22 protein-coding genes are annotated in these 26,264 nt (G+C 65.5%); 13 read left to right on the plus strand and 9 right to left on the minus strand.

The genetic code is table 11. The features are described from left to right. The first annotated feature begins 29 nt into the window (after positions 1-29). From HF684_RS00535 to HF684_RS00545, 3 genes are all read left to right on the plus strand, one after another. Complete coding sequence (locus tag HF684_RS00535; protein ID WP_169250868.1) at positions 30-1,328, plus strand: beta-ketoacyl-[acyl-carrier-protein] synthase family protein; 1,299 nt, start codon at positions 30-32, stop codon at positions 1,326-1,328. After that, entirely contained in the window at positions 1,325-2,485 is a 1,161-nt protein-coding gene (locus tag HF684_RS00540) for an acyl-CoA dehydrogenase family protein (RefSeq protein ID WP_169250869.1), read from the plus strand. The genes HF684_RS00535 and HF684_RS00540 overlap by 4 nt, the downstream gene beginning before the upstream one ends. Positions 2,486-2,584: 99 nt before the next feature. Next, the gene (locus tag HF684_RS00545; protein WP_169250870.1) at positions 2,585-3,373 is read left to right on the plus strand and encodes an ATP-binding protein; all 789 of its coding nucleotides are present in this window, start codon (positions 2,585-2,587) and stop codon (positions 3,371-3,373) included. Here the strand turns inward: HF684_RS00545 and HF684_RS00550 are convergent. The 4 genes from HF684_RS00550 to HF684_RS00565 form a co-directional block, all read right to left on the minus strand. Then, complete coding sequence (locus HF684_RS00550) at positions 3,298-4,746, minus strand: dihydrolipoamide acetyltransferase family protein (protein ID WP_169250871.1); 1,449 nt, start codon at positions 4,744-4,746, stop codon at positions 3,298-3,300. The two genes, HF684_RS00545 and HF684_RS00550, sit on opposite strands and share 76 nt — an antisense overlap. Further along, positions 4,746-5,762, minus strand: coding sequence for an alpha-ketoacid dehydrogenase subunit beta (locus HF684_RS00555; protein WP_169250872.1), 1,017 nt, complete (start codon positions 5,760-5,762; stop codon positions 4,746-4,748). Before HF684_RS00555 ends, HF684_RS00550 begins: the two co-directional genes overlap by 1 nt. Continuing rightward, positions 5,759-6,865 (minus strand): pyruvate dehydrogenase (acetyl-transferring) E1 component subunit alpha, encoded by a 1,107-nt coding sequence (gene pdhA / locus HF684_RS00560; RefSeq protein WP_169250873.1) that lies wholly within the window; start codon positions 6,863-6,865, stop codon positions 5,759-5,761. The genes HF684_RS00555 and pdhA overlap by 4 nt, the downstream gene beginning before the upstream one ends. 132 nt (positions 6,866-6,997) lie before the next feature. After that, positions 6,998-7,516: a hypothetical protein gene (locus tag HF684_RS00565; protein ID WP_248279054.1), complete on the minus strand. Its 519-nt coding sequence runs from the start codon at positions 7,514-7,516 to the stop codon at positions 6,998-7,000. A 106-nt stretch (positions 7,517-7,622) separates the two neighbouring features. On the opposite strand from HF684_RS00565, the gene HF684_RS00570 reads away from it, so the two are divergent. Together HF684_RS00570 and HF684_RS00575 are read left to right on the plus strand one after the other, a co-directional pair. Next, complete coding sequence (locus HF684_RS00570) at positions 7,623-8,237, plus strand: TetR/AcrR family transcriptional regulator (protein WP_248279055.1); 615 nt, start codon at positions 7,623-7,625, stop codon at positions 8,235-8,237. Between the two features lie 165 nt (positions 8,238-8,402). After that, positions 8,403-10,352, plus strand: a complete 1,950-nt coding sequence (locus HF684_RS00575; protein ID WP_169250874.1) for a hypothetical protein — start codon at positions 8,403-8,405, stop codon at positions 10,350-10,352. 292 nt (positions 10,353-10,644) lie between these two features. On the opposite strand, the gene HF684_RS00580 is transcribed toward HF684_RS00575, so the two are convergent. Continuing rightward, the gene (locus HF684_RS00580; RefSeq protein WP_082019056.1) at positions 10,645-11,100 is read right to left on the minus strand and encodes an Lrp/AsnC family transcriptional regulator; all 456 of its coding nucleotides are present in this window, start codon (positions 11,098-11,100) and stop codon (positions 10,645-10,647) included. A gap of 418 nt (positions 11,101-11,518) precedes the next feature. Between HF684_RS00580 and HF684_RS00585 the strand changes: the two genes are divergently transcribed. From HF684_RS00585 to HF684_RS00610, 6 genes are all read left to right on the plus strand, one after another. Then, complete coding sequence (locus HF684_RS00585; RefSeq protein WP_169250875.1) at positions 11,519-12,295, plus strand: electron transfer flavoprotein subunit beta/FixA family protein; 777 nt, start codon at positions 11,519-11,521, stop codon at positions 12,293-12,295. A gap of 12 nt (positions 12,296-12,307) precedes the next feature. Next, positions 12,308-13,285, plus strand: a complete 978-nt coding sequence (locus HF684_RS00590) for an electron transfer flavoprotein subunit alpha/FixB family protein (protein WP_169250876.1) — start codon at positions 12,308-12,310, stop codon at positions 13,283-13,285. Between the two features lies 1 nt (position 13,286). After that, positions 13,287-15,725, plus strand: a complete 2,439-nt coding sequence (locus tag HF684_RS00595) for a cytochrome b/b6 domain-containing protein (RefSeq protein WP_169250877.1) — start codon at positions 13,287-13,289, stop codon at positions 15,723-15,725. Positions 15,726-15,937: 212 nt separating this feature from the next. Then, positions 15,938-17,287 (plus strand): MFS transporter, encoded by a 1,350-nt coding sequence (locus HF684_RS00600; RefSeq protein ID WP_169250878.1) that lies wholly within the window; start codon positions 15,938-15,940, stop codon positions 17,285-17,287. 100 nt (positions 17,288-17,387) lie between these two features. Continuing rightward, the gene (locus HF684_RS00605) at positions 17,388-18,641 is read left to right on the plus strand and encodes an aminopeptidase P family protein (protein WP_169250879.1); all 1,254 of its coding nucleotides are present in this window, start codon (positions 17,388-17,390) and stop codon (positions 18,639-18,641) included. Between the two features lie 27 nt (positions 18,642-18,668). Then, a complete protein-coding gene (locus HF684_RS00610) occupies positions 18,669-19,367 on the plus strand; it encodes an IclR family transcriptional regulator (protein WP_169250880.1) in 699 nt (232 codons plus the stop codon). 18 nt (positions 19,368-19,385) lie between these two features. Here HF684_RS00610 and HF684_RS00615 read toward each other — a convergent pair whose 3' ends face one another. From HF684_RS00615 to HF684_RS00630, 4 genes are all read right to left on the minus strand, one after another. Then, a complete protein-coding gene (locus tag HF684_RS00615) occupies positions 19,386-20,507 on the minus strand; it encodes a hypothetical protein (protein WP_169250881.1) in 1,122 nt (373 codons plus the stop codon). A gap of 45 nt (positions 20,508-20,552) precedes the next feature. Further along, a complete protein-coding gene (locus tag HF684_RS00620; protein WP_169250882.1) occupies positions 20,553-21,320 on the minus strand; it encodes an SDR family oxidoreductase in 768 nt (255 codons plus the stop codon). Beyond that, a complete protein-coding gene (locus tag HF684_RS00625) occupies positions 21,317-22,564 on the minus strand; it encodes an ethanolamine utilization protein EutH (RefSeq protein ID WP_169250883.1) in 1,248 nt (415 codons plus the stop codon). Before HF684_RS00625 ends, HF684_RS00620 begins: the two co-directional genes overlap by 4 nt. Before the next feature lie 285 nt (positions 22,565-22,849). Continuing rightward, a complete protein-coding gene (locus tag HF684_RS00630) occupies positions 22,850-23,512 on the minus strand; it encodes a GntR family transcriptional regulator (protein ID WP_169250884.1) in 663 nt (220 codons plus the stop codon). Positions 23,513-23,648: 136 nt separating this feature from the next. Between HF684_RS00630 and glyA the strand changes: the two genes are divergently transcribed. Together glyA and HF684_RS00640 are read left to right on the plus strand one after the other, a co-directional pair. Continuing rightward, entirely contained in the window at positions 23,649-25,043 is a 1,395-nt protein-coding gene (gene glyA, locus HF684_RS00635; protein ID WP_169250885.1) for a serine hydroxymethyltransferase, read from the plus strand. Then, entirely contained in the window at positions 25,043-26,260 is a 1,218-nt protein-coding gene (locus HF684_RS00640) for a sarcosine oxidase subunit beta family protein (protein WP_169250886.1), read from the plus strand. Before glyA ends, HF684_RS00640 begins: the two co-directional genes overlap by 1 nt. The last annotated feature ends 4 nt before the right edge of the window (positions 26,261-26,264 follow it).

Raw genomic sequence — 26,264 nt, forward strand, 5'->3', positions numbered from 1 at the left:
CCCGGAGCAATCGGCACCGGACGGACGGCGTGCGCGACGTCATCATCACCGGACTCGGCGCCATCACCCCGAGCGGTCAGGACCCAGAGACCCTCTGGGAATCCGTGCGCACCGGCACCAGCGCCATCGACGTCCTCGCAGGTGAGCGGTTCGATGACCTGGCGGTGCGGATCGGCGGGCAGATCACGGACTTCGACGCCGAGGAGGTTCTGCCCCGGGCGCTCGCCCGTCGGCTCAGCCCCGTCCAGCACTGGGCGATCGCCGCGGCCGACCAGGCGCTGCGCGCAGGCGGCATCGAATCAGAGGCCGAGGACCTGCCCTGGGATCGTGACCGCACGGCCGTGATCGCGGCCACCGGCTCCGGACCCGTCGACGCCATGCAGGCGGCGACGCGCCGCCTCGACGCCGACGGCCCCAGGTCGGTGCCGCTGACCCTGTCCATCCACGGTGCACCGGATTCCGCGGCGGCGCTGATCAGCCAACGCTTCGATCTGCGCGGGCCCGGGCAGGGAGTCTCGGCGACCTGCGCCTCCGGGGCGATCGGCCTCGGCGAGGCGATGCGTCGCATCCGCCACGGCTACGCCGACGCCGTGCTCGTCGTCGGCATGGAAGACTGCCTCGGCCCGGTCAATCTTGCCTCGAATGCGAACATGCGCGCGCTCGCCGCCGGATACGAAGACGATCCGACCGCCGCCAGCCGTCCCTTCGACCGGGGCCGCAACGGCTTCGTCATGAGCCAAGGTGCGGCCGCGATCCTCCTCGAATCCGCCGACTCGGCGGCCTCACGTGGGGCGACGCCGCTGGCCGAGCTTGCCGGATTCGGTGCCGCCAGCGATGCCCACCACCCGACGAATCCGCATCCGGGCGGACGGGGCGCCGCCTCGGCGGTGGTCCAGGCTGTGAGCGATGCGGGGCTGGAACCCGGCGATATCGACCACATCAACGCCCACGCGACGGGCACACCGGCCGGCGACCGAGCCGAACTCGCCGCCTTCGACGCAGCCCTGGGGGAGGCCGGACGGACGATCCCGATCTCGGCCACGAAATCGACGACGGGGCACCTCCTCGGCGCATCGGGGGTCGTCGAGGCGATCATCGCAACCCTGACGCTGCGGGATCAGACGCTGCCCCCGACGCTCAACCTCGACGACAACGAGTTCCCCGAATGGGATATCGTCGCAGGTCACGCCCGTGACATGAGTGGTGGGCAGGACCTCGCCGAGGCGGTCGTGGACACCGTGCTGTCGACGTCGTTCGGATTCGGCGGGCACAACGGGGCGATCATTCTGCGCCGACCACACGACCCCTCGACGAAGGAGAGACGATGACCGACCGTGAGACCCGCGTGAGCGAACTCTCTGCGCGGTACTTACCCGACGATGTGCTGGAGAGATTCCGCGAACGAGCCGACGTCTATGATCGGGAGAATCGATTCTTCGACGAGGATCTCGCCGAACTGGGGGAACTCGGCTATCTTCAGCTGTTCGTCCCGCAGTCGCATGGCGGGCCGGGGCTGAGCCTGTTCGAGGTCAGCCGACTGCAGCAGCGGCTGGCAGCGGCGGCCCCGGCGACGGCGCTGGCGATCAACATGCACCTCATGACCACCGGAGTGGTCAAGGCACTGGCCGATCGCGGCGACGAGGCGCTGAACTGGGTGTTCGACGAGGCCATGGCCGGTGAGATCTTCGCCTTCGGCATCTCGGAACCGTCGAACGACTGGGTCCTGCAGGGTTCGACCACGGAGGCGGTGCCGACGGCCGACGGCGGATTTGAGCTGACCGGGGTGAAGATCTTCACCTCGCTCTCGCCCGTATGGACGAGGCTCATCGTCCACGGTGCCGTGGGCTCAGACGAGCTCGTCTACGGGTTCATCGAACGGGATGCGCCCGGGATCACGGTCTCCGATGACTGGGATGTGCTGGGAATGCGGGCCTCGCAGTCGCGGGCGACGATCCTCGACCGCGTGCCGATGAAGCCTGAGCGGGTCTCACGCGTCATCCCCGCCGGCAAGCACCCCGACCTGCTCACCTTCGCGATCACGAGCAACTTCCAGCTGCTCATCGCCGCCGTCTATGCCGGAGTCGCGGCGCGAGCGCTCGAGCTGGGCGCCGCCGGACTGCACAAGCGGAAGTCCGCGAAGGCCGGCGTCACCTTCGCCGAGGTGCCCGAGGCCCGGACGCGCCTGGCCGATGCGCATCTCGACTTCATGCCCGTGACGGCGATGATCGACACCTACGCTCGGGACTTCGATGACCTCATCGACCACGGTGCCGGTTGGCCGTTGCGCCTGGTGGGGGCGAGGATCAAGTCCGCCGAGGCGGCCCGCCGAAACGCTGAAACCGCACTGATGTGCACGAGCGGCAGTGGATTCGGCAACAAGCACGAACTCTCCCGCCTCTTCCGAGATGCCACGGCCGGGCTCTTCCACCCGCCGAGCGCCGATGCCGCCCGTCCGATGTACGCGGCCGCTCTGCTGGATGAGTGACTGAGGCGCTCGACCTTCGCCTCGAAGCGCGCCCTCGGAATCGATCGGCCCGAACGTCAGCGAACCGGGGTGTGGAACCGGAAGGCTATGCTGGCAGAGATGACCGAACAACGACGCTCTCCCTTCGCCCTACAGCCGGGAACGGTCCCGCCTGTGCTCGTCGAACGGCAGTCCTTCATCAACGATTTTGCCTATGCGCTTGACAGCGGTCACGGCGCAATGGGGCGATCCACGCTCGTCACCGGTGAATCGGGTATGGGGAAGAGCACCATGCTCACGGTGTTCGAGGAAGTGGCGACGTCGCGCAGCTGGGCCACCGTGCATCTCCCAGGTGGAGCCGGGCTGGTCGAGCGATTGGCCGAAGCACAGATTCCTCGATTGCTCGACGACGAGGGGCACGGAGTCCTCATCACGGTGGACGATATCGATCGGGCACCGTTGCCGGACCTGGAACAGGTGGCCGGTACGGTGGCGGACGCGTTTGCCGAGGGCATTCCTCTCGCGCTCGCGTTCACCGGTCCCGCCGACGCAACGAATGCGCTGTTCGCGGCGGACGCGATTCCCTACTTGGCGCGGTCGGCGCGAGTCGATCTGGAACGGTTGAGCGACGACGGTATGCGACTCTTCGTGTCGACAGCGCTCGCGGATAGCGGAAAGTCGATCACCGAGGGTGCCGTCCGCCGCCTTCTCGAAGCGGCGGACGGCAACCCCCGTCGTCTTCTGGCCATCGCCGACCTGGCGTGGAAGCACAGCGGAGACCGTGCGGAGATCTCGGAGGAAGACGTTCGTGCTGCCCTGCCCGAGGGCAGCCCTCAGAGCTCGGGCAGCAGTGAGACCGGGTTCTCGATGCAGTCGGCGACGAAGGTGAGGAACTCGCTCGGCTCCTGACCGTCGCACGCCCGGTGGTCGAAGACGAAGGACAGGTACATCACCTTGCGCACCGTCAGCTCACCGTCGACGACCCACGGGCGGTCCTTGATCCTGCCGAGACCGAGCATGGCCACCTCGGGGAGGTTGATGATCGGGGCCGAACCGTCGACGCCGAAGATCCCGTAGTTGTTCAAGGTGAACGTGCCGCCGGTCAGCTCAGACGGATCGAACCTCCCCGAGGCGGCCTTCCCGACGGTCTCGGACACGGAGTCGCGCAGCTGCCGCAGGCTCATCTCGCCGGCCCCGTGGACGACGGGGACCATGAGCCCGCGCGGGGTCTGCGCGGCCAGGCCGAGGTTGATGTCGCCGTGGGTGACGATCTCACCGGCGGCCGTATCGATCGACGAGTTGATGATCGGGTACTTCTTCAGACCGGCCACGACGAAGCGGGCGACGAGCGAGAGCAGCGAATACTTCTCACCCGTGCGGGCCTCGAGCGCCTTCTTCGTCGCCAGCAGCTCGGTGGCGTCGACGTCGAGCCAGATAGTCGCTTCGGGGATTTCCTGCCGCGACTTCGTGAGGCGTTCGGACACGACCTTCCGCAGCCCCGTGATCGGGGTGCGGGTATCGCGGTCGCTCTGGTCGGAGCTCGCAGCAGTCGAAGGTGCCTTCGCCGGTGACGTCCCCGCGGGGACGTGGGCAGCGGCACCTGCCCCGGACTCGATCGCGGCCGTGACATCAGCCCTGGTCACGACCCCGCCGGGGCCCGTGCCGGGCAGGCTCTTGGCACTGATGCCGTGATCCTTCGCGAGCTTGCGCACGAGGGGAGACGACACAGGGGAGACGTGGTCGCTAGCAGCCGCCGATGGGGCTTCTGCCGGCGGCTGCGGAGGAGCATCTGGAATGACGGTCGGAACAGCGGGCGCCGCAGTCGGTGCGGCGGTAGATGTCGCAGCCGGTGTGGCCGCGTGCTTGCCGCCGAATGAGCGCTTCTTCGCCGGCCGGGTCTTCGGCTCCGAAGTGCCGTAGCCGATGAGGTTCGCGCCGCTGGAGTTCTCCGTCGACGAGCCGGATTGGCTCACGCTCGCAGGCGTCCCGCCGTCACCCTCGTCACCCGCACCCATCTCGGCCCCCGCCTCGGCGACGGTGAGCAGGGCCTGACCTGCGCTGACGGTGTCCCCGGCGTTCGCGTGAAGGCTGACGACCCGCCCGGCGTACGGGCAGGGGAGCTCGACGACGGACTTCGCGGACTCGACCTCGACGACCATCTGATCGACGTGGACCTCGTCCCCGATCTCGACCTTCCAGGAGATCAGCTCCGCCTCGGTGAGCCCTTCGCCGAGGTCGGGGAGGATGAACTCTCGCGTACCCGTATTCACGTCAGCACTCATCACAGCTCCCAATCCCAGGACTCGAGCGCATCGAGTACGCGTTCGACGGTCGGCAAGTAGAACTCCTCGAGCTTCGGCGACGGATAGGGCACATCGAATCCGGCGACCCGCAGGATCGGGGCCGACAGATGGGTGAAGTTGCGTTCGGTGAGGCGGGCGGCCACCTCGGCGCCGTAGCCGCCGAACTGCGCGGCCTCATGGATGATCGCCGCGCGCGAGGTCTTGCGCACCGATGCGGACACCGTCTCATCGTCGAACGGCGAGAGCGTGCGCAGGTCGATGACCTCGATGGACAGTCCGTGCTCGGCTCCGGCCTCAGCAGAATCCAGTGCCGTCCGCACGGTCGGACCATAAGCGAGCAGAGTGGCGTCGGTGCCCTCGCGGATGACCTGCGCCCGATTCATCGGCGCCGTCGTCACAGGCAGGGACAGCATCTCCTTCATCCAATACCGCGACTTCGGCTCCATGAATACGACCGGGTCGTCAGAGGCGATCGACTCGCGCAGCAGCGAATACGCATCGGCCGGATTCGACGGCGTGACGACGGTCAGCCCCGGCGTCGACGTCCAATAGACTTCCGAAGAATCCGAGTGATGCTCGACTCCGCCGATGTCGCCGGCATAGGGGATCCGGATCGTGATCGGCAGGCTGACCCGGCCCTTCGTCCGGTTCCGCATCTTCGCCACGTGGGAGACGATCTGTTCGAAAGCAGGGTAGGCGTAGGCGTCGAACTGCATCTCGACGACAGGTCGCATCCCGTTCATCGCCATGCCGATTGCGGTGCCGATGATGCCGGACTCCGCAAGCGGGGAATCCCAGACGCGGTTCGACCCGAATTCGGCCCGCAGACCTTCGGTGACACGGAAGACCCCGCCGAGGCGGCCGACATCCTCACCGAAGACGAGCACGGTGTCGTCGTCGGCCAGGGAATCGCGCAGCGCCTGGTTGAGTGCCTTCGTCATCGTCACCGAGGACGGGGCGGGGGCGGATGTCGCCTCGGGTGCCGTGACGCTCATGCGCGGCCTGCCGCTGCGAGTTCGGCTTCGACGACCTGCTGCTGTTCGGCAAGGGCCGTGCGCGGGGTCGCATAGACGTGGGCGAAGAGTTCGCGCGGGTCGATCTCGGCCTCTTGGTTCATGGCCTCGCGGACGGACGCGGCCAGGGTCTCAGCCGCCTCGGCGACCTCGGCGACCTTCGCATCGTCAAGGGCCTCGGACTGGCGCAGATACTTCTCGAGACGGTCGATGGGATCGAACTGCTTCCAGTGCTCGACCTCTTCGGAGTCGCGGTACTTCGTCGGATCGTCGGAGTTCGTGTGCGATTCCATCCGGTAGGTGAGGCACTCGATGAGGGTCGGACCGTCTCCGTTCCGACCGCGCGCCAGCGCCGCGGAGACGGCGGCGAACACGGCGGCGACGTCATTGCCGTCGACGCGCAGGCCGGGCATTCCGTAGCCGGCGGCCCGGTCGGCGAGCATCGTCGCGTTCGTCTGCTCCCGCAGGGGAGTGGAGATCGCGTACTGGTTGTTCTGCAGGACGAACACCGTCGGGGTCTGCCACACGGAGGCGAAGTTGAAGGCCTCGTGGGTATCGCCTTCACTGCTGGCGCCGTCGCCGAGGAAGGTCAGAGTCGCGGCGTCCTCGCCCTTGAGCTTCGCGGCCATCGCGAATCCCGTGGCGTGCAGAGTCTGCGTCGCCAGCGGTGTCGCCGAAGGTGAGGCGTGATATTCCTGCGGATCGAAACCGCAGTGCCAGTCCCCGCGGAAGGCGGCGAGGATCTCGGCGACGGGCACTCCGCGTGTCAGCAGCGCTGCCGAGTCGCGGTAGGTGGGGAACAGCCAATCGTTCGGGGCCAGCGCGGTGGTGGCCCCCACCTCGGCGGCTTCCTGACCTGCCGCAGAGGGGTAGGTCGCGAGTCGACCCTGCCGGGTCAGGTGCGTGACCTGTGCTTCGAACCGGCGGACGAGGACCATCTGCCGGTAGAGACCGGTGAGGGTGGCATCGCTGGGGATGCGCAGCCCCTCGGTCGGAGTGTCGGTGAGCCGGCCATCTGCGCCGATGAAGCTGATCGGCTGCAGCTGGGGCAGTGAGCGGCCTGTGGTGGGAACGTCAATGGTCATGACCCCATGGTGGCGTGAGCGGGGTCACGATTCCACGGCTTCAGGGCAGGTGCGGACGGGCGGCCAAACGTGTCGCGAACTCGGGACGAAGGGACCGGTTCCGGCCGGCCGAGTGGACGTTTGGCTGGATGGTCAGATCTCGCCCCAGCGATATCCGCGAGAGGTGAAGGCCTCCGCGATCGCAGCCTTCTTGCCCTCGATGTCTCCTTTGAAGGCCTGATGCCCGCCTTCGGTGACGACGACGAGCTTGCCGTCGGCGAAGTACGCGGTCGAGAACGAGGCGCGGGAGATGCGCAGCGGGTGGTCGTCGTCTCGGCCGATGGTGATTCCGTGTTCGTCGACGATCAGGGGAGTCGTCGAGGCGGCGATGAAGAAGGCGGCGATGAGTCCGAGTGCTCCGCCGATGATCGGTCGGGCGATGACGACCCACGCCTGGTCGAAGCGGCTGAGCTTCTCGATGACGTCCCCGAAAGGAATGGGAAATGTTGCGGCAAGCGATCCGAGGGCCGGAAGGAAGAAGCCGAGAGCCACGCCGATGCCGATGCAGACGAGGCCGATGACGACGACGTCGGTCCGACTGAGCGCGAAGGTCTCAGCGGCGTGGGGCTGCTGGGTGGAGGAGTCGTTCTTCTGTTGGGGCTGATCCATCATGTGCTCAATCCTCGAAGGCGTTTTCGGTACTCCATGATACCAAGGTGGAACACATGTGTTCCACAAGTAGACTGCTCTGTATCGTTCGCAGAGTCAGGGAGGGGTTGTGCCGGTGCAGGGAATGCGTCGATTGGGCCGAGAGGCACTGGTCAGCGAGGCACTGACCCACCTGGCCGCGAACCCGCAAGCGTCGATGATCGAGCTCTCACAGTCGATCGGCGTCGGTCGCACCACTCTTTACCGACATTTCAGTGATCGGGAGGCTCTCGTCGGCGCGGCGGCGAGGCTCGGCGCCCGGCGATTCGGTGAGGCGGTCATGAAGGCCCGTCCCGGCGAAGGGGCCGGGCTGACTGCGCTCGAACGGATCTGTGCGGAGCTGTTCACTCTGCCCGATGTGCTCACCCTGCTCTTCGCCGACAACCCGATCATCACCGATGAGACCTTCGCCGAGGCGGCCGCCGAGTCCAGCACGAGCGCTGAATCTGCGGGCGATGAAGATGATCCCCTCGAAGCCGTCATCGCGAGAGGGCAGGCGGACGGGTCCATCGATGAAGGAGTGCCGATCGGATGGGCGGCAGCGTTCGTCTACCTCACCATCGGCTCCGGACACCTCTACAGCGTGAGCGTCGGCGTCGACGATCCGACCGCGCGCGCCCAGTCTCTCGAGCTGACCATCAGGGCGGTGCGGAAGACCCTCGCCTCGTCAGGGGCTGAGCGCTGACCAGGGCGTGAACGCCGACCGGGTCCGCGGCGCTGCCTGCGGTACCGCCGATTCCCGAAATGTGATCTCGGTAAAGCCGCGGAGCCATGCCGGGTCGGTTCTGGGGCGGACGAGGTCGGACTTGTTACCGTTATTGCTTCAGTTCATCCTCGGCAGGAGCAGTGCGTGTCTACTTTCTTCGACAGTCCCGAATTCCACGGTATGGCAGCGGGCGGCAAAATCAGCCACAACCCCGGCATGGACGATCGGATGATGCGGGAGCTGGCGCCGTTCCTCAAGGCCGAAGGCGTCGACATCGACGATCCGAATGCGGACTTCACCGAGGCTGAGTTCCATGCAGCCATGGAGAAGGCGCAGGGGGAATACAACCGTCGCCTCTTCACTCCGGTCGGTGCCCATCGCGGGCTGGCGCTGGGGAAGCTGCGGTCCTTCGCCCTTGCCTTCGCCGACGGCGACATCAAGCGCGCCGAGGCTGTTGTGGCCTCCCTGCCCTCCGACCCCGAGGACTTCAACCCGAGCGTCGCCCAGGTGACCGGGGCGGCGATGGGTCTGGTCGACGAATGGTTCACCGATGACACCCACGGACCGAAGCTCGGCGGAGTGATGGCGCCGAAGTGGCCGGCGAAGAAGTCCCGCAACGCAGCCCGCGACATCCTGGCCCTGGCGCAGAAGGGACGCGTCGTCGACAGTCTCGACCGCCTCATCACCATCAACAGCGGACGTCCCGTCCTCGAAGGGTCCATGCTCGCCGCGGCCGCGGCGGTCGTACGACTGGCCAAGCGGGACAATGTCTCAGCGGAAGAGGTCGTCGACGATCTCATGCCTCTCGACGGCTATCCCGAGCCGGTCGCCGGCGCTTACAGCCCCGCCGACCGCGTGACCCACGAAGTCCAGGACGCCCAGGACGGCCCTGCCGCAGAACAGGACCTGCCGGAGTGGCTCGGCGGATCGAGCGCCGAGGCGAGCGCACAGGCGAATCCCCACGCCGACCGGCAGGGCGTCGACGAACGAATGGACGCGGTCGAGAAGACCGTCTACGAGATGCCGCTCTACCAGCGCTTCCGCGACTGGCTGGCCGAGACCTACGATGATGTCGACGAGGACTCAGAGGTCTTCGACATCGCCCACCTCCTCTTCTGCATCGCCGTGTCCTCCCGCGCAGATATCGACGAACCGGAGGGAATCGACGACCTCCTCGACGTCCTTGAAAGCTTCGCTGTCGACGGACAGGAGGAATCCGAGAAGACCGATGGCGAATCGCCTTCGACTGTGATCTTCCTCGACAGCCTCGAAGCTCTCGACAACTATCTCCGCTTCCGCATGGACACAGACGATGCTCCCGAACGCTGGAACTCCGCCCGTGCCCGAGCCGAGGCCGCGAGCATGCGCACAGACCCGCTGCCCTCGGCCCTGATGGCCGCAGTCGAAGCCAACGCTCTGAGCGAGGAGCAGCTCGCGCAGCCGTTGTCGGACAACCGCCTCGTTTCTGGTGTGGCCGGCATCCTCGAATGGATCGGCGACTCCCGTCAGGTGACCGGAACGGGGCGGGTGAAGCGCGCTGATATCGCCGAGGCGGCCGGACAGTTCGGCATCGACGCCGTCGGTGTGGCCTCGAACGCCCGGTACGAAGACGGCGTGAACTATGCGCGCAGCGCCGATGAGGTGCCCGTCCTCGAAGCGATGTGGGCCGTGATGCAGAGTGCGGAGATCATCGAGATCACCGGGACGAAGGTCCGGCCCGCCGGTGCTGCCGACCAGTGGCGCTCAGGCGAGGTCAGCGCGGATGCGGCGCTGCCCGTCATCGGCGCGTTCATCTACGAGCGCCTGTTCGACGTGATCAACCTCGTTCCCGGAAACGACTACGGCGCCCCGGCGATCACGATCGCTCAGCGCCTCATCGAGATCATCACTCCCGACGCCGCGCCCGAACGCCCCGAACTCGACATCGACGAGGTGCGCGCTGATCGGATCTCCATATTGCTGGCAGACGAGCTGCAGGAGCTCATCGAGCTCGGGCTCCTCACGAAGACCGATGGCGCGATTTCCGTGGAGCCGATGTACCGGCGCATCGTCGCCAGTGCCGCGCTCATGCTGCTCGCCGGGCCGAGGGAATAGAACGAGGCAAACGCCCCGATTCCGCTGCGACGGCACCTGCGCCGATTCCGTGCAACTGCGGAAATGTCGGCACCAGACTGTTGTGCACTCCCGATCCCCGGGTTAGGCTAGCCTATGAGAATTACGCAACGCTGGTCTTTCCTAAGGTAGTTGACACGCTGGCTTGAAGTGGTGGATCGGACGTCGGCGGTTCTCTCTGTTTCACGTCATGAAGCCCTCGGCGCAAATTCCGGCGCCGGGGGCTTCGCGCTGTCAGAAGTGAGTGCCCTGTCGGGCGGGACAATCGCGGCCCTCACCCCGCGCCGGGGCGATGTCCCTCCGCCTCGTCGAGGATGAGCAGCGAACGGGAGGACACGACGCCCGGGACCTCGTGGATCCGGCGCAGTATCACCTGGGACAGGGCTGTGTTGTCCGGGGCGTTCACGGTGACCAGGGCGTCGATGTCTCCGCTGACGGCTTGGACCTTCTCGACGAAGGGCAGAGCGGCCAAGTCCTCGCGGACCTGTGGCCAGGGGCGCTCGCCGATCTTGACGACGACGACCGCGGTGACTGTCATGCCGAGAGCCTCGCGGTCCACCTCGGCGGTGAATTTCCTGATCGCCCCCGATTCGATGAGGGTGGTGAAGCGCTTATGCGCGGCGGAACGGGAGATGTGGACGCGTTCGGCCAGCTGACGCACGCTCAGGCGCGAGTCCTCGACGAGGGCGGCGATGATGCTGCGGTCGATGTCGTCGAGGTCGAATGCCACGGGGCGCTCCTTCACCGTTGATGTCTGCGTCTTGCCTGCGACCTCTGCGTTCAGCCTGCCCGGATGCACTCGCGCGCAGAGGCGGCGATGCGCACCGGGAGGATCAGTCGGTCTGCGTCCCATTCTAGGGCCCCGCCTCGGCGGGTGGCGGCCGCGCATCGAGGCCCTGTCGTCGACGATGGGGGAACCGCCTCGGCGAGGGAATCCGGCGTTGTCGAGGAGTCCGACGTACTGGACAAATTCTGTCGATCGTTCGTACAGTAACGGAGATATCTGTGGTGCCTACCACGTACCATGGGTGATGGACATGGCCGGTTCTTACCTGGACCCGGTCAACGGACGGAAATCAGCCACCTGTAGATTATGAGACGAAAGTCTCACGCAGCTGGAACTGCTTCACGAACCTAAGGAGTCATCCTTGAAGATCGCGGTGTTGGTCAAAGAGGTCCCGGATACCTACGGCGACCGCAAGTTGAACTTGGAAACCGGGCTTGCCGATCGCGGCGCCTCGGAAGCCGTCCTCGATGAGATCGGTGAGCGTGCCCTCGAGGTCGCACTGACGCAGAAGGACTCCGACGGCGACACCGAGGTGACCGTCATCTCGATGGCGCCCGATACCGCGACCGCCACGATCCGCAAGGGTCTGGCCATGGGTGCCGACAACGCCGTGCACGTGGCCGATGAGTCGCTGGGCGGTGCCGATCTCGGGCTGACCGCCGAGGTGCTCGCCGCTGCTCTGCGCCGCGGTGAGTACGACCTCGTCGTCACCGGCAACGTCTCCACCGACGGCAACGGCGGCATGATGCCGGCGATGCTCGCCGAGCACCTCGACTACCCGCACGTGACCGGCCTGACGACCGTCGAACTGGAAGGCGGCAAGGTCTCCGGCAGCCGTGCCATCGAAGGCGGCAAGCAGCAGGTCTCGGCCGAGCTGCCCGCTGTCATCTCCATCACCGAGGCGCTTCCCGAGGCCCGATTCCCGAACTTCAAGGGCATCATGGCAGCGAAGAAGAAGCCCTTCGAGGTCATCAGCCTGGCCGATCTCGACATCGATGCCGAGGACCAGGCGACCGCCCGTTCGATCATGGTCACCGTCGCCGAGAAGCCGCCGCGCGAGGCCGGCGAGAAGGTCGTCGACGAAGGCAATGGCGGAGTCGAACTCGCCGAATACCTCACTAAGAACCGTCTGGCCTAAGGAGAATCGCACATGTCAGAATTCCCGCAGGATTCCATTCTCGTCGTCCTCACCGCCGATGCCGAAGGCCAGCTGGAGAAGCCGGCCGCCGAACTGCTCGGCGGTGCCGCTGAGATCGGCTCGCCCGTCGCCCTCGTGCTCGCCGCCGGCAGTGCCGACGCCGCTGCCGAGAAGGCCGCCGAACTCGGTGCCGTGGCGACCCTGACCGCCGCAGCCGTCGAGGGCAACCTCGGCACCGCGGCCGTCGATGCCGTGGCCGCAGCCGCGGAGCTCACCGCGCCCGACGCCGTACTCGTACCCAATACCCTCGACGGTCGTGACATCGCCGGCCGCTATGCCGTGCGCAGCGGGTCGGCCGTGTCCGTCGACGCCATCGGACTCGAACGCGACTCCGAGGGCATCGTGGCCGACCACTCCGTCTACGGCGGCGGCTACACCGCCTCGTCGGCCCCGACCTTCGGTGCCCCCATCGTCACCGTGCGTCTGGGCTCGATCGAGGCCCGTGCCGAGGCGCAGTCCGCGAACACGCAGGCCCTCGAGGTTGCCGATTCCGGTAAGCGCTCGGCTGCGATCGATTCGTTCGAAGCTGTTGTCGAAACCTCCTCGCGTCCCGAGCTGCGCGGTGCGCAGAAGGTCGTCTCCGGTGGTCGCGGCGTCGGTTCGGAGGAGTCCTTCGAGCTCGTCGGCGAGTTCGCCGATACCCTCGGTGCTGCCGTCGGTGCCTCCCGCGCGGCCGTTGACGCCGGTTACATCGCCCAGTCCCACCAGGTCGGCCAGACCGGTGTGTCGGTGTCCCCGCAGCTCTATGTGGCTCTCGGCATCTCCGGTGCGATTCAGCACAAGGCCGGTATGCAGACCTCGAAGACCATCGTCGCGGTCAACAAGGACGCTGAAGCCCCGATCTTCGACATCGCCGATTTCGGTGTTGTCGGCGACCTGTTCAAGGTCGTTCCCCAGGCCATCGAATCACTGAACGAGAACAAGTCCTGATATGGCCACCTATTCCAGTTCGCTGCGCTCGGGTCTGCCCCGGGTCGAAGGCGGAGACCCCTGGCCCCCGGAGGGCACCATCGGCGAACCCTTGGAAGAGGGTGCGTCGTGGCTGCCGGAGACTGCCGAGACGGAGGAACTGGATGAAGGTTCCTCCGTCGAGGCGGTCGAGTCCGATGTGACCGACGCCGAGGATTCGACGGGGACCGTGGCTTCCGCCGAAGCCGAAGAGCCCGTTGAGGATTTGGTCGAGGAGCCCGTTGAGGCAGTTACTGCGGCCGAAGTTCCGCTGCGCCGCGGACTGCCGCGCGTCGAAGGTGGAGAACCCTGGCCCCCGGAAGGTCTCGCTCCTGCTGGGGTGAAGGCCACCGGTGCGTCTGCCGCGCCCGCCGCGTCGGCCGAAGCGCCTGCTCCCGCCGAGCCTGCGGTCGAAGACGACGCTTCTGTCGAGGATTCGACAGAGGAATCGGTGTCCGTCGAGTCGGATGAAGAGTCCTCGGCTGCCCCGGCTGCCGCAGCTGCAACGGCCGGTGCCGGAGCTGCGGCTGGCGCTGCCGTTGCCGCCTCTGAATCTGCTCCCTCCGCCGAGGTTCCGCTGCGCCGTGGTCTGCCGCGTGTCGCCGGTGGAGATCCTTGGCCGCCGGAAGGTTTCGCGCCCGCCGGAGTCAAGGCCGCAGGCGGTTCGGCTGCCGGCGCTGCTGCTCCGGCAGTGGCTGTATCCGCGCCCGCCGAGACCGCCGCGGAGGAATCCGCTGCTCAGACCGATTCCGCCGAAGCCGCTCCGGCTGACACTTCGGCCGATTCCACCTCGGAGTCCTCGTCCGCTGCTCCTGCAGCAGCCGCCGCGGTCGGCGCCGGTGCTGCCGGTGCCGGTGTGGCCGCAGCTGCTGCTGGCGGCTCGGGCTCTGGAGAACTCTCCGATGTTCCGCTGCGCCGCGGACTTCCCCGCACCGCCGGGGGAGACCCCTGGCCGCCGGAAGGCTTCGCACCCGCACGCGCTGCCAAGCCGGCCGCAGGCTCGGCCGCCGCTTCGGCTCCGGCTGAAGAGAAGGCCGCTGAGGCCACGTCGACCGATGCTGCATCTGCCGAGGCCGGCAAGCCTGCCGAGGATGCACAGTCGACGACTGAGGCGAAGCAGGATGCAACGCCGGCTGCCGCCGACGGATCCGGTGAGAAGAAGCCCCAGGGTCGACGCACCGGAATCGGTGATGTCGGTGCCGGTGCGGCAGCCGCAGGTGCGGGAGCCGCCGCCGGTGCAGGTGCTGTGGCAGCGGGAGCCGCCTCGGCGTCGGACACGTCCTCCGACGGAGCCGAGAAGAAGCCCGCTCAGCGCAAGCCGATGGCCAAGCCCGCGGCGAAGACCACGGACAAGCCTGCCCAGCGCAAACCGATGGCCAAGCCCGCCGCGAAGGCGGACGACAAGGCTGCGGCACGCACTGCGGACAAGCCGGCCGCGAAGACGGCGCCGACTGCGAAGGCCACATCGTCGGGTTCGGGCAGCACCGCCTCGGCGAAGCCTGCAGCGAAGAAGGAACCGGTCATGATCGGTTCGAAGTCGCTGGGACAGTGGTCCAAGCTCGTCGGACTGGGACTCGGCGGACTCATCGTCGCGGCCGGGATCCTCATCCTTGCCGCCCGCGGTGTCACGACCCTGCCGGGCGTGCCGGAGTTCCTCGAGCGCTACCCGGGCGAGTATCACATTCCGGACTTCGTCGATCCCGGGTTCCCGGGGTGGGTGCGGTGGACGCACTTCCTCAACCTCTTCTTCATGGTGCTCATCATCCGGTCGGGTCTGCAGGTGCGTCACCAGCAGAAGCCGCCGGCGTTCTACACTCCGAAGAAGGGTGGGAAGAAGGTCAGCATCAACCTCTGGCTGCACACGGGCCTCGACCTGCTGTGGCTGGCCAATGGTGTCGTCTTCGTCGTGCTGCTGTTCGTGTCCGGGCATTGGGCGCGGATCGTGCCGACCAGTTGGGAAGTGTTCCCGAACGCGGTCTCGGCGATGCTGCAGTACGCGACGATGGAATGGCCGATGGAAGAGGCGTGGGTCAACTACAACGCTCTCCAGCAGCTGATGTACTTCATCGTCGTGTTCATCGCGGCTCCGTTGGCGGCGATCACGGGTGTGCGGATGAGCGAGTGGTGGCCGAAGGATGCTGCGAGGCTGAATAAGTTCTACCCGGCGCCGTTGGCTCGGGCGATCCATTTCCCGACGATGCTGTTCTTCGTGTTCTTCATCCTCGTCCACGTGTTCCTCGTGTTCACGACCGGGCTGCGGCAGAATCTCGGGTACATGTTCGCGGGTACGAATGTGCTCGGTTGGGCCGGGCTCATCTGGTTCCTCGTCGCGATGGTCGTGGTCGTGGCCGGGTGGTTCGCGGCCAGGCCGTTGCTGCTGGCTCCGATCGCGAACCTCTTCGGACGCGTCTCGAGCAGGTAGGACAGACACTCATCACTCGGCCGGTCAGGCCGAGATGGACGGCGATCAGGCCCTGTCGGATATTGAATCCGGCAGGGCCTGATCGCTGTCCTTTCGCATTCCCGACAGAAATCTCTTGACCGGGGATTGCGATGACCTTAGTGTTGAATGCAACTGGGTTGCAATAAATGCAACTTTGGGAATCTCAGCCGCCCACCACATCGGAGAAGACAATGAAGTCGGACCTGGCTCCAGAGGACAATGACGCAGCGAAGACGAGGCCGTCATCGTCCGAGCACCCCACACTCGAACAGAAGCGGACGCTGCGACGTGTCGTCTCGGCCAGCTTCGTCGGCAACTTCGTCGAATGGTTCGACTACGGGGTATACGGCTATTTCGCCACCACGATCTCGCTCGTCTTCTTTCCCAGATCCGAAGGCAATCTCGCTCTCCTGTCGACCTTCGCGGTCTTTGCCGTGTCCTTCGTCGTCCGTCCCATCGGCGGCTTCATCTGGGGGCACATCGGGGACAAGATCGGACGTCGCTCCGCACTGTCCGTGTCGATCCTCATCATGTCGGTCTCGACCTTTGCGATCGGTCTGCTGCCGAGCTTCGCGGTCGCCGGCTTCCTCGCTCCGGTGCTGCTGCTCGTCGTCCGCCTCGTCCAAGGATTCTCCGCGGCAGGCGAATATGCGGGCGCTTCGGCGTTCCTCGTCGAATACGCACCACCGCGGCGACGCGGACTGTACGCGGCAGTGGTTCCCGCCAGCACGGCGACCGGCCTGCTGCTGGGCTCCGTGCTGGCCGCGGTGCTGTCCTCTGCCCTCACCGACGTTCAGCTGGAAACCTGGGGTTGGAGGCTCCCGTTCTTCCTCGCCGCGCCCATGGGACTCATCGGCCGCTACATCCGCACCCGGCTCGAGGACACCCCGGCCTTCCGTGAGCTCGCGCAGCAGGACGAGGTCATCAAGGCCCCGGTGTTCGCGATGTTCCGTGATCACTGGCGTCCGCTGCTCATCGCGATGTGCGCGGTCCTGCTCAATGCTGTCGGCTTCTACGTCGTCCTCACCTACATGCCCACGTATCTCACCACGGAACTCGGCTACGGGGCGACGGAATCATTCATCGCCACGACCATTGCTCTTGTGACCTACATCGGCTTCATCCTGCTCACCGGTCTGGCCTCCGACCGGTTCGGGCGCAAACGGATGCTCACCATCGCCTCCATCTGCTTCATCGTCCTCACGGTGCCTGCCTTCATGCTCCTCGATACCGGAAGCTTCGCCGTCGTCGTCCTCATTGAGATCGCCCTCGGGGCCATGCTCACGCTCAACGACGGCACCCTGCCGAGCTTCCTCGCGGAGATGTTCCCGACCAGGATCCGCTACACCGGATTTGCCGTGAGCTTCAACGTCTCGAACGCGCTGTTCGGCGGTACGGCACCGTTCATGGCCACTCTGCTCATCGGGGTGACTAACTCGAACCTGGCTCCCGGCTGGTACCTCATGGCCGCCGCGGCCGTCTGCTTGGGCGCCGTCATCTGCGCCAAGGAGACCTTCCACAAACCCCTGCGCGAAGTCTGACGAGCGCAGCCGCCACTATCACAGCTCGCCCGACGCGCAGCTGTCAATCACACGCGGCTGTGCCCGACGCGCAGCCGTGCCGAACGAATAGGAGAAAACGATGACCACCTTCGCCGACAACGCCTCCGTCGCCGACCTGGAGCGAATCAAGGTCCTGCACAACGGGTCGAAGACACCACTGACGTTCTCCGACGCGGAGATGGAGCGCAGGCTGACCGGACTGCGCTCGATCATGGCCGAGAAGGAGCTCGACGCCGTGATCCTCACCTCGTACCACAACATCAAGTACTACTCTGACTTCCTCTTCACCTACTTCGGCAGGTCCTATGCCATGGTCGTCACACCCGACGACACGGTCACCATCACCGCGAACATCGACGCCGGCATGCCCTGGCGGACCAGCTACGGCGAGAACATCGTCTACACCGATTGGCGTCGGGACAACTACTGCTTCGCAATCCAGGAGGGATTGCGTCAGCGCGGAATCGGCAATCCCCGCCGCCTCGGCGTCGAGGACGACAATCTGCCGCTGGAGAACCGCAACCGGATCCAGGGTGCATTCCCGGACGCAACGCTCGTCGACGTCTCCCACGAGGCCATGCGCCAGCGGATGATCAAGTCGGCCGAGGAGATCGAGGTAATCAAGCACAGCGCTAGAATCGGCGACCTCGGCGGCGAGGCGATCAGAGAGGCGATCACCGAAGGGATCAGTGAATACGAGGTCGCTCTCATCGGCACCGAGGCGATGGTCCACGAGATCGCGAAGACCTTCCCCGACCAGGAGGTTCGAGACACGTGGGTGTGGTTCCAGTCGGGGATCAACACCGACGGCGCCCACAACTGGGCGACCACACGCAAGGTCCGCAAGGGTGACATCCTCAGCCTCAACTGCTTCCCGATGCCGACCGGCTACTACACGGCACTGGAGCGCACACTCTTCTACGGTCAGCCCGATGAGCGTTCGCTCGAGCTGTGGAATGTCAACGTCGAGGTGCATAAGCGCGGCATCGAACTCATCAAGCCGGGCGCCGTGTGCAAGGACATCGCTGCCGAGCTCAACGAGATCTATCTCGAGCACGGGCTCTTCGCCAACCGCACTTTCGGCTACGGGCATTCCTTCGGCGTGCTCAGCCACTACTACGGGCGCGAGGCCGGGCTCGAACTGCGCGAGGACATCGACACCGTCATCGAGCCGGGCATGGTCATCTCCATGGAACCGATGATCACCATTCCCGAGGGGCAGCCGGGCGCCGGCGGATACCGCGAACACGACATCGTCGTCGTCGGGGAGGACGGATCCGAGGACATCACGAAGTTCCCCTTCGGCCCCGAGCACAACATCATTCGGGCCTGAGGCCGCGCCGCCGAATATACTCACACCATGTCCCGACAATCGCCTGACAACCCACGCCGCGGTGCCTCGGTCATCGAAAACACCGTCGCAATCCTGCGCTGTTTCGCGCCGGACCGACAAGAGCTCGGTGTCACCGAGATCGCACCGCGCGTGGGGTTGCACAAAAGCTCTGTGTCGCGCATTCTCGCCTCACTCGAGCAGGAGGGGATCGTCGAACAGGCTCCGTCCAAACGGTATCGACTGGGGCTGGGGATCATTGCGATCGCGGGACCGCTGCTGGCCGACCTCGATGTACGCCGAGCAGCGTATCCGATTCTGCAGGCACTCACGCGGGCCACGTCTGAGACGAGTGCGCTGATGGTATGGGACGGCGCCGAGGCGGTCACCGTCGAACAGGTGCCCAGTCCAGAGCCGGTCAAGCACACGTCCAGCCTGGGGTCACGGTATCGGACAGAAGGCAGTGCCTCGGTGAAGGTATTCCGCGACGCCGGCGACGGCCCGGATCGCGCCACCGGCACCCCTTATGCCCTCAACGATGCCGAGACCTCGCCGAACGAGGTCGGCATCGCCGCGCCCGTGTACGACCATCGCGGCGAGGTGGTCGCGGCCGTCCTCATCGCCGCACCGAAGTTCCGTACCGATGCCACCCGCATCGCCCAGCTCGGCAATCAGTGTGTGCAAGCGGCGGAGCGGGTCTCGTTGCGGCTTGGTGGCTCAGAGCGGTAACGACGCTCCGGTGGGAGCTCAGCCAGCCGGGCGCGTGGCCACGTGGCGGATCGTGCGGATGATCATCAGCACCAGCAGGACGATGCCGACGTAGCCGTTGATGACGTAGACGATGTTGACCATCTGCGAGAACGGCAGGATGAGGCCGATGATCGTTCCGAGGACTGCAAGGGCGATCGTGACGTACTTGAACTTCTTCGTCTTGTCGTCGAAGAAGCGCGAGGAGACCGTCCACAGCAGCGGAATGGCCGTCGTGTAGATCCCCGCGAGGATCATCACGGAGATGAGGGTCCCGATCCACGGCCCGAGGCTGCTGGCGAGGACGAGCATCGGGATCTCGGCGTCGAAGACCTCGCCGATGTTCGCGAGCAGCCCGAGTCCGACGACCATGCAAGCCAGAGAGAAGGCGACGCCGCCGACAAGGCCGCCGGCCGTGGCTTCACGCCGGTTCTTCACGGTCTGGCCGAGGGCGGCGAGGAATGCTGCGAGCCAGAGCATGCAGAACCCGACATAGGACAGCCCGGAGAGGAACCAGTTCGACGATGCCTGGGTGACGTCGAGGCTCGGCAGGATCTCGACTCCGGTGGAGATGCCTTCGGGGTCGCGCATGATTCCGTAGACGCCGAGGGCGATCGCGACGACGACGATGACCGGGCCGATCTTGCCGATGACGTCGACGAGGCTGGTCAGCCCGAACCACACGGTGGCGCAGACAGCGACGGCCAGGGCGACCCCGCCGATGAACTTCGACAGTCCGTAGTGCTCTTCGAAGACCGCTCCGGCGCCGGAGATCATCACGGTGAAGGACAGGAAGACGAAGAGGATCGAGAAGTAGTCGAAGAACGTGCCGAGGTATCTCCCGCCGTAGTAGTGGAACACGCGTGAGGGCTTCTCGAACTGCTCCCTCCTGCCCGCGAGGAAGAGTTCGACGGCGACATAGGAGATGAGCACGAGCACCAGAAGGCCGGTGCCGAAAACGCCCCAGAAGCCGTAGGACGCGTAGTACTGGAGGATCTCTTGGCCGGTGGCGAATCCCGATCCGATGAGGAACGCGATGATCGCCCCGGCATAGGTGATGACTCGCAGGATGCTGGTCTTCTCGGTCGAGGCCAGATGGGCGGCAGTGGAGGTGTCAGTCATGGAAGTCCTTCGTCGTTGAGGGGGTGAGGTCAGAGTTGCTGCTGGTCAGACAGCCGTATAGGCGTTGTCGACAAAGAGGTGTGTGCCATTCACGAACGAAGCCTCGTCGCTGGCGAGGAAGAGTGCGGCGTTCGCGACCTCTTCGGGAGTGCACATCCGACCCTGCTGCTCAGCCAATGCTTCATCGGAGACGTCGACACCGAAGCGGGTGAGTTCCTCGACCTCGCGCTGGCCGTGTGGAGTCTCGATGAATCCGGGGCAGACGGCGTTGCAGCGAATTCCGCGATCGCGGAATTCGACGGCCAGCGACCGGGCGAACATGTGGACTGCTCCCTTGGTCGTGTTGTACAGGACCTCGTTGGGAGTCGCGGCCACGGCAGAGATGGACGATGTGCACACGATGGAGCCGCCGCCGGCATCGAGCATATGGGGAATGACGGCGCGAGACATGAGGAACATGCTTCGCACATTGATCCCCATCAGACGATCCCAATCGTTGACAGAGGTCTCGAGGAAGGGGCTGATGACGATCGTGCCTGCGTGGTTGAAGAGCACATCGATGCTGCCCAGCGATTCGGCCACGTTCGAGACCGCGGTCTGCACCTGCTGCTCATCGGACACATCTGCCGGGGCGAAGAATGCGCTGAATCCCTCGTCGCTCAGCTCTTCGGCAACTTCTGCACCTCGACTGCCAGGCAGGTCGATGATGCCGACCGCGGCCCCTTCTCGAGCAAATCGCTGGGTAGCGGCGAGTCCGCAGCCACCGGCTCCGCCGCTGATGATTGCAGTCTTTCCTGCGAGTCGATCGGTCATCGTGGGTCTCCTTCTAATGTGGGTTCTCGGTTGTCGATGGTGGCCTCGAGTGCGGCATCCTGGGCCTCGAGCTTCTTGGCGTGCGGGACGGCGATCCAGATGGCGAAGCCGATTCCGACGACTCCGCCGATCAGCTTGCCGACGATGATCGCAGCGACCATGTTCGGCTGAAAGTTCGCGGAGAAGGCCAGGTGGTCGCCGAACGTGAAGGCGGCGCATACAGCGAACGCGATGGCGACGACCTTGTCGCGAGCGGGCATGAGGGGAATGATCCGGAACAGTGCCAGCACATTCGCCGCTCCGGCCAAAATGCCCGCCGCACCTTCTTCGCTGAAACCGAGTCGATTGCCGACGGCGGTCAATGGCTTCGTCAGCCAAGTGCGGATGGCGTAGACCATTGGGAAGGCCCCGGCGAGCATGATGCCCACGGCGCCTGCAACTTCCAGGGCACGATACTGGTCTTGCTGATCGGCAATGATGGGCGCGAGCGGCCACTGCCCGAATACGTCGAAGACTCCGGTGAAGTACTGGACCACCGAAGCGGCGAGGGCCAGGCGGATGATGATGTCGAGGACTCTGCCGAACGTGATGAATGCCCGAACCATGAAATCGGTGACGAAACGAAGGCCGAGTGCCAGCAGTCCGACGAAGATGATGATTGGAATCATGTTGAGCAGGATGTCGGTCATAGGCATGTCGAAAGGCTTTGTCGAAGCCGCCGAGGTTGAGATCTCGGTACGAAGAGGCACCTGGGTGTATTGGAGTACGAGGACGATGATGAGAATCGAGACCGGCACTGCGAGGAGTCCGGCCATGATTCCGAGAGCCATGTACTTGTGGTCGCGCTTGCCGAGCATTGCCAGACCGACCGGTATGACGAAGATGATTGTCGATCCTGTGATGAAACTGACGACGAACGCGAAGATCCATCCTGCATGGCTACCGGCGGTCTCGGCCGCCAGATGGTAAGGACCCAGGTCGGGGGCGATGACCAGACCAGCCGCGATTGACGGATCAGAATGCATCCATGCGTAGAGCGGGCCGACAACCGTGGTGATGATGGTGCTGAGGATCGGGATCAATGCCATGATCCCTGCCACGGGTAGGAAGATCGGTCCGATGGAATGGATGCCTTCTTTGAACTCTCTCCCGAAGCCCCTGTCGTCATCGAATATCGATGCGATGGCTCCGATGATCAGGAAGATCATCATGATCGCGATGACTGCCTGGCCGATAATCTCCATTGATTTCTCCTCGGTCACGCGTGCTTTCGCACGCAGATACACAACTGATACATCAGTCAGGCGATTACGTTATCCGCAAAATGTGATCAAATCAACACCGGGGAAAGACGTCTCGTCTGGAGGCCGTGGAAGACTCGCGCCTTTGAGTCAGGGCGCGTTGTGTGTTCGGCGCCTGACGACTAGGTGACTGCGGGCATGTGAGTCGAGGGCTTGAGGCGGAAGCTCAGTTCCAGATGGAGTCTGGCCCAGTGTGGGGCGGGGGCGGCGCCCAGTGCGCGGTGAGGGTCAGCGCAAGGTGGAGCGGACGGTCTTGTCGAACTCGCGGACGTGCTCGGCGGCGCGGCCGGCGACGGCCTCCTCGTTGCCGTCGAGGATCGCCTCGAGCAGATCGATGTGCTCGCGGATATGGGTGACGAGATCCGGGATCCCCGGGATGACCAGACACCAGATGCGGGTGGCCAGATCGTCGAGGCGGATGAGGGTCTCCGACAGGTGCGGGTTGTCCACAGAGCTGTAGATGAGGCGATGGACGTCGAGGTCGCGCTCCATGAGAGTGCGCTGCTCGTCGGTCGCCTCGAGTGCCCTGAGGTCGGCGATGGCGGCCGTGAAGTCCATGCGCCGCTCCGGGGTGAGGTTGCGTGCCGCGCGCCTGGCGGCGATCGGTTCGAGAGCCTCGCGCATCTCCGAGATCGTCGACAGATCGGTGAGGTCGACATTCGTGGCGAAGGTCCCGCGTCGCGGATACGACACGACGAGGTGATCGCGCTCGAGGCGTTTGAGGGCCTCTCGGATGGGGGTTCGCCCGACGTCGAGCTCGGAGCTCAGGGCCGCCTCGTTGATCGGATCGCCGGGAGCGATGTCGAGCATGATGAGCCGGTGCCGCAGGATCTCATAGGCGTGATTCGCCAAGGACGTCGTCGGTGACGTCGCATCGGCGGATGTGCTCATGAGAAGACTCCTCAAACTCTTTGCGGACAACGTATTGCGTCGGCTGGATTTCTCTGCCTACACTACAGGAACGCATCTGATATATTAGTTGCTGATCAGCCGGGGTCGGCTGATCAGCACCGATCGAAGGAGATCCATGACAGAGCAGCTCGCGGCCCCTGCCGTCGATGACACCGCCACGCCCGATGCCTCGGCGGGCGCTTCCGCCGAGACCTTCCACAGCCGTGAACCCGTCGAACTGAGCACTTCGATCGCCGAACTCGATCCCTCCATCGCCGGCTTCATCGACGCCGAACTGGCCCGGCAGCGCGAGGGCCTGGAGATGATCGCCTCGGAGAACCACACCGCCGCGGCAGTCATGGAAGCTCAAGGATCGGTGCTCACGAACAAGTACGCCGAGGGCTACCCGGGCCGCCGCTACTACGGTGGCTGCGAACACGTCGATGAGATCGAACGCATCGCCATCGACCGCGTCAAGGCCCTCTTCGGCGCCGCATACGCCAACGTCCAGCCGCACTCCGGTGCTCAGGCCAACGCCTCGGTCATGCACGCCCTCATCCGTCCCGGCGACACCGTCCTCGGCCTCAACCTCGCCCACGGCGGCCACCTCACCCACGGAATGAAGATCAACTTCTCCGGCCGCCTCTACTCGATCGTCCCCTACGGCCTCGACGACACCGGACGCGTCGACATGGCCGAAGTCGAACGCCTCGCCCAGGAACACCAGCCGAAGCTCATCGTCGCCGGCTGGTCGGCCTACACCAGGCAGCTCGACTTCGCCGAGTTCCGCCGCATCGCCGACTCCGTCGGTGCCTACCTCATGGTCGACATGGCCCACTTCGCCGGACTCGTCGCCGCGGGCCTCCACCCCTCACCGGTCCCGCACGCCCACGTCGTGTCCTCGACGACGCACAAGACACTCGGCGGCCCCCGAGGCGGCATCATCCTCACCAATGACGCGGACATCGCAAAGAAGATCAACTCCGCCGTCTTCCCCGGTCAGCAGGGCGGACCCCTCGAACACGTGATCGCCGGCAAGGCCGTGGCCTTCGGCCTGGCCGCCACCGACACCTTCGTCGACAAGCAGAAGCGGACCCTGGCCGGGGCTTCTGAACTCGCCCGCCGCCTGACCGAAAGCGATGTCGCCGAGCGCGGGATCTCCGTCCTCACCGGCGGCACCGACGTCCACCTCGTCCTCGTCGATCTGCGCAACTCGACCCTCGACGGAGCCCAGGCCGAAGATCTGCTCGCCCAGATCGGCATCACCGTCAACCGCAACGCCGTGCCCGATGACCCCCGACCGCCGATGGTCACCTCCGGACTGCGGATCGGCACCCCGGCGCTGGCCAGCCGCGGCTTCGGTTCCGCAGCCTTCGTCGAGGTCGCCGACATCATCGCGCAAGTGCTCAAGGCCGGCACCGACGAGAACGGCGCGAGCCCGGAGATCATCGCCGAACTGAGCGCACGCGTCACCCGACTCGCGAACGACCACCCCCTGTACCCCACCCTCACCGAGATCGGAGCACGCTGATGGCTGACCAGCTTCCCGAACACCCCGACTTCCTGTGGCGCAATCCGGAGCCGAAGAAGTCCTACGAAGCCGTCATCGTCGGCGGCGGCGGACACGGCCTCGCCACCGCCTACTACCTGGCGAAGAACCACGGAATGACGAACATCGCCATTCTCGAACGCGGCTGGCTCGCCGGGGGCAACATGGCCCGCAACACGACGATCATCCGCTCGAACTATCTGTGGGACGAATCCGCCGCGATCTACGAGAAGTCCCTCAAGCTCTGGGAGCAGCTGCCCGAAGAGCTCGACTACGACTTCCTCTTCTCCCAGCGCGGCGTGCTCAACCTCGCCCACACCCTCCAGGACGTGCGCGAATCCCAGCGACGGGTGAATGCGAACACGCTCAACGGCGTCGACGCCGAATGGCTCGACCCCAAGCAGGTCAAGGAAGTCTGCCCGATCATCAACATCGGCGACGACCTCCGCTACCCCGTGATGGGCGGCACCTATCAGCCGCGCGCCGGCATCGCCAAGCACGATCACGTCGCCTGGGCCTTCGCCCGCAAGGCCGACGAAATGGGTGTCGACATCATCCAGAACTGCGAGGTCACCGGCATCGAACGCATCGGCGATCAGGTCGTCGGCGTGCAGACGAACCGCGGACCGATCGCCACCGAGAAAGTTGCGTTGGCCGTGGCCGGGGACTCCTCGGTGCTCGCCGACATGGCCGGGATCCGCCTGCCGATCCAGACCCATCCGCTGCAGGCACTGGTCTCCGAACTCTTCGAGCCCGTGCACCCGACCGTGGTCATGTCCAACCACGTCCACGTCTACGTCTCCCAGGCGCACAAGGGCGAACTCGTCATGGGCGCCGGCGTCGACTCCTACAACGGATACGGTCAACGAGGCGGCTTCCACGTCATCGAGGAACAGCTGGCCGCCGCGGTCGAGCTCTTCCCGATCTTCGCCCGCGCCCATGTGCTGCGCACCTGGGGCGGCAACGTCGACGTCACCCTCGACGCCTCACCGATCGTGTCGAAGACCGAGGTCGACGGACTCTACGCCAACTGCGGCTGGGGCACCGGCGGCTTCAAGGGAACACCGGCGGCCGGCTTCACCTACGCCCACACCATCGCGAACGACGAACCCCACCCGCTCAACGCCCCATTCGCCCTCGACCGCTTCGAAACCGGCCACCTCATCGACGAACACGGCGCCGCAGCCGTGGCCCACTGAGCGG

The organism is Brevibacterium sp. 'Marine', assembly GCF_012844365.1.
Lineage (GTDB): Bacteria > Actinomycetota > Actinomycetes > Actinomycetales > Brevibacteriaceae > Brevibacterium.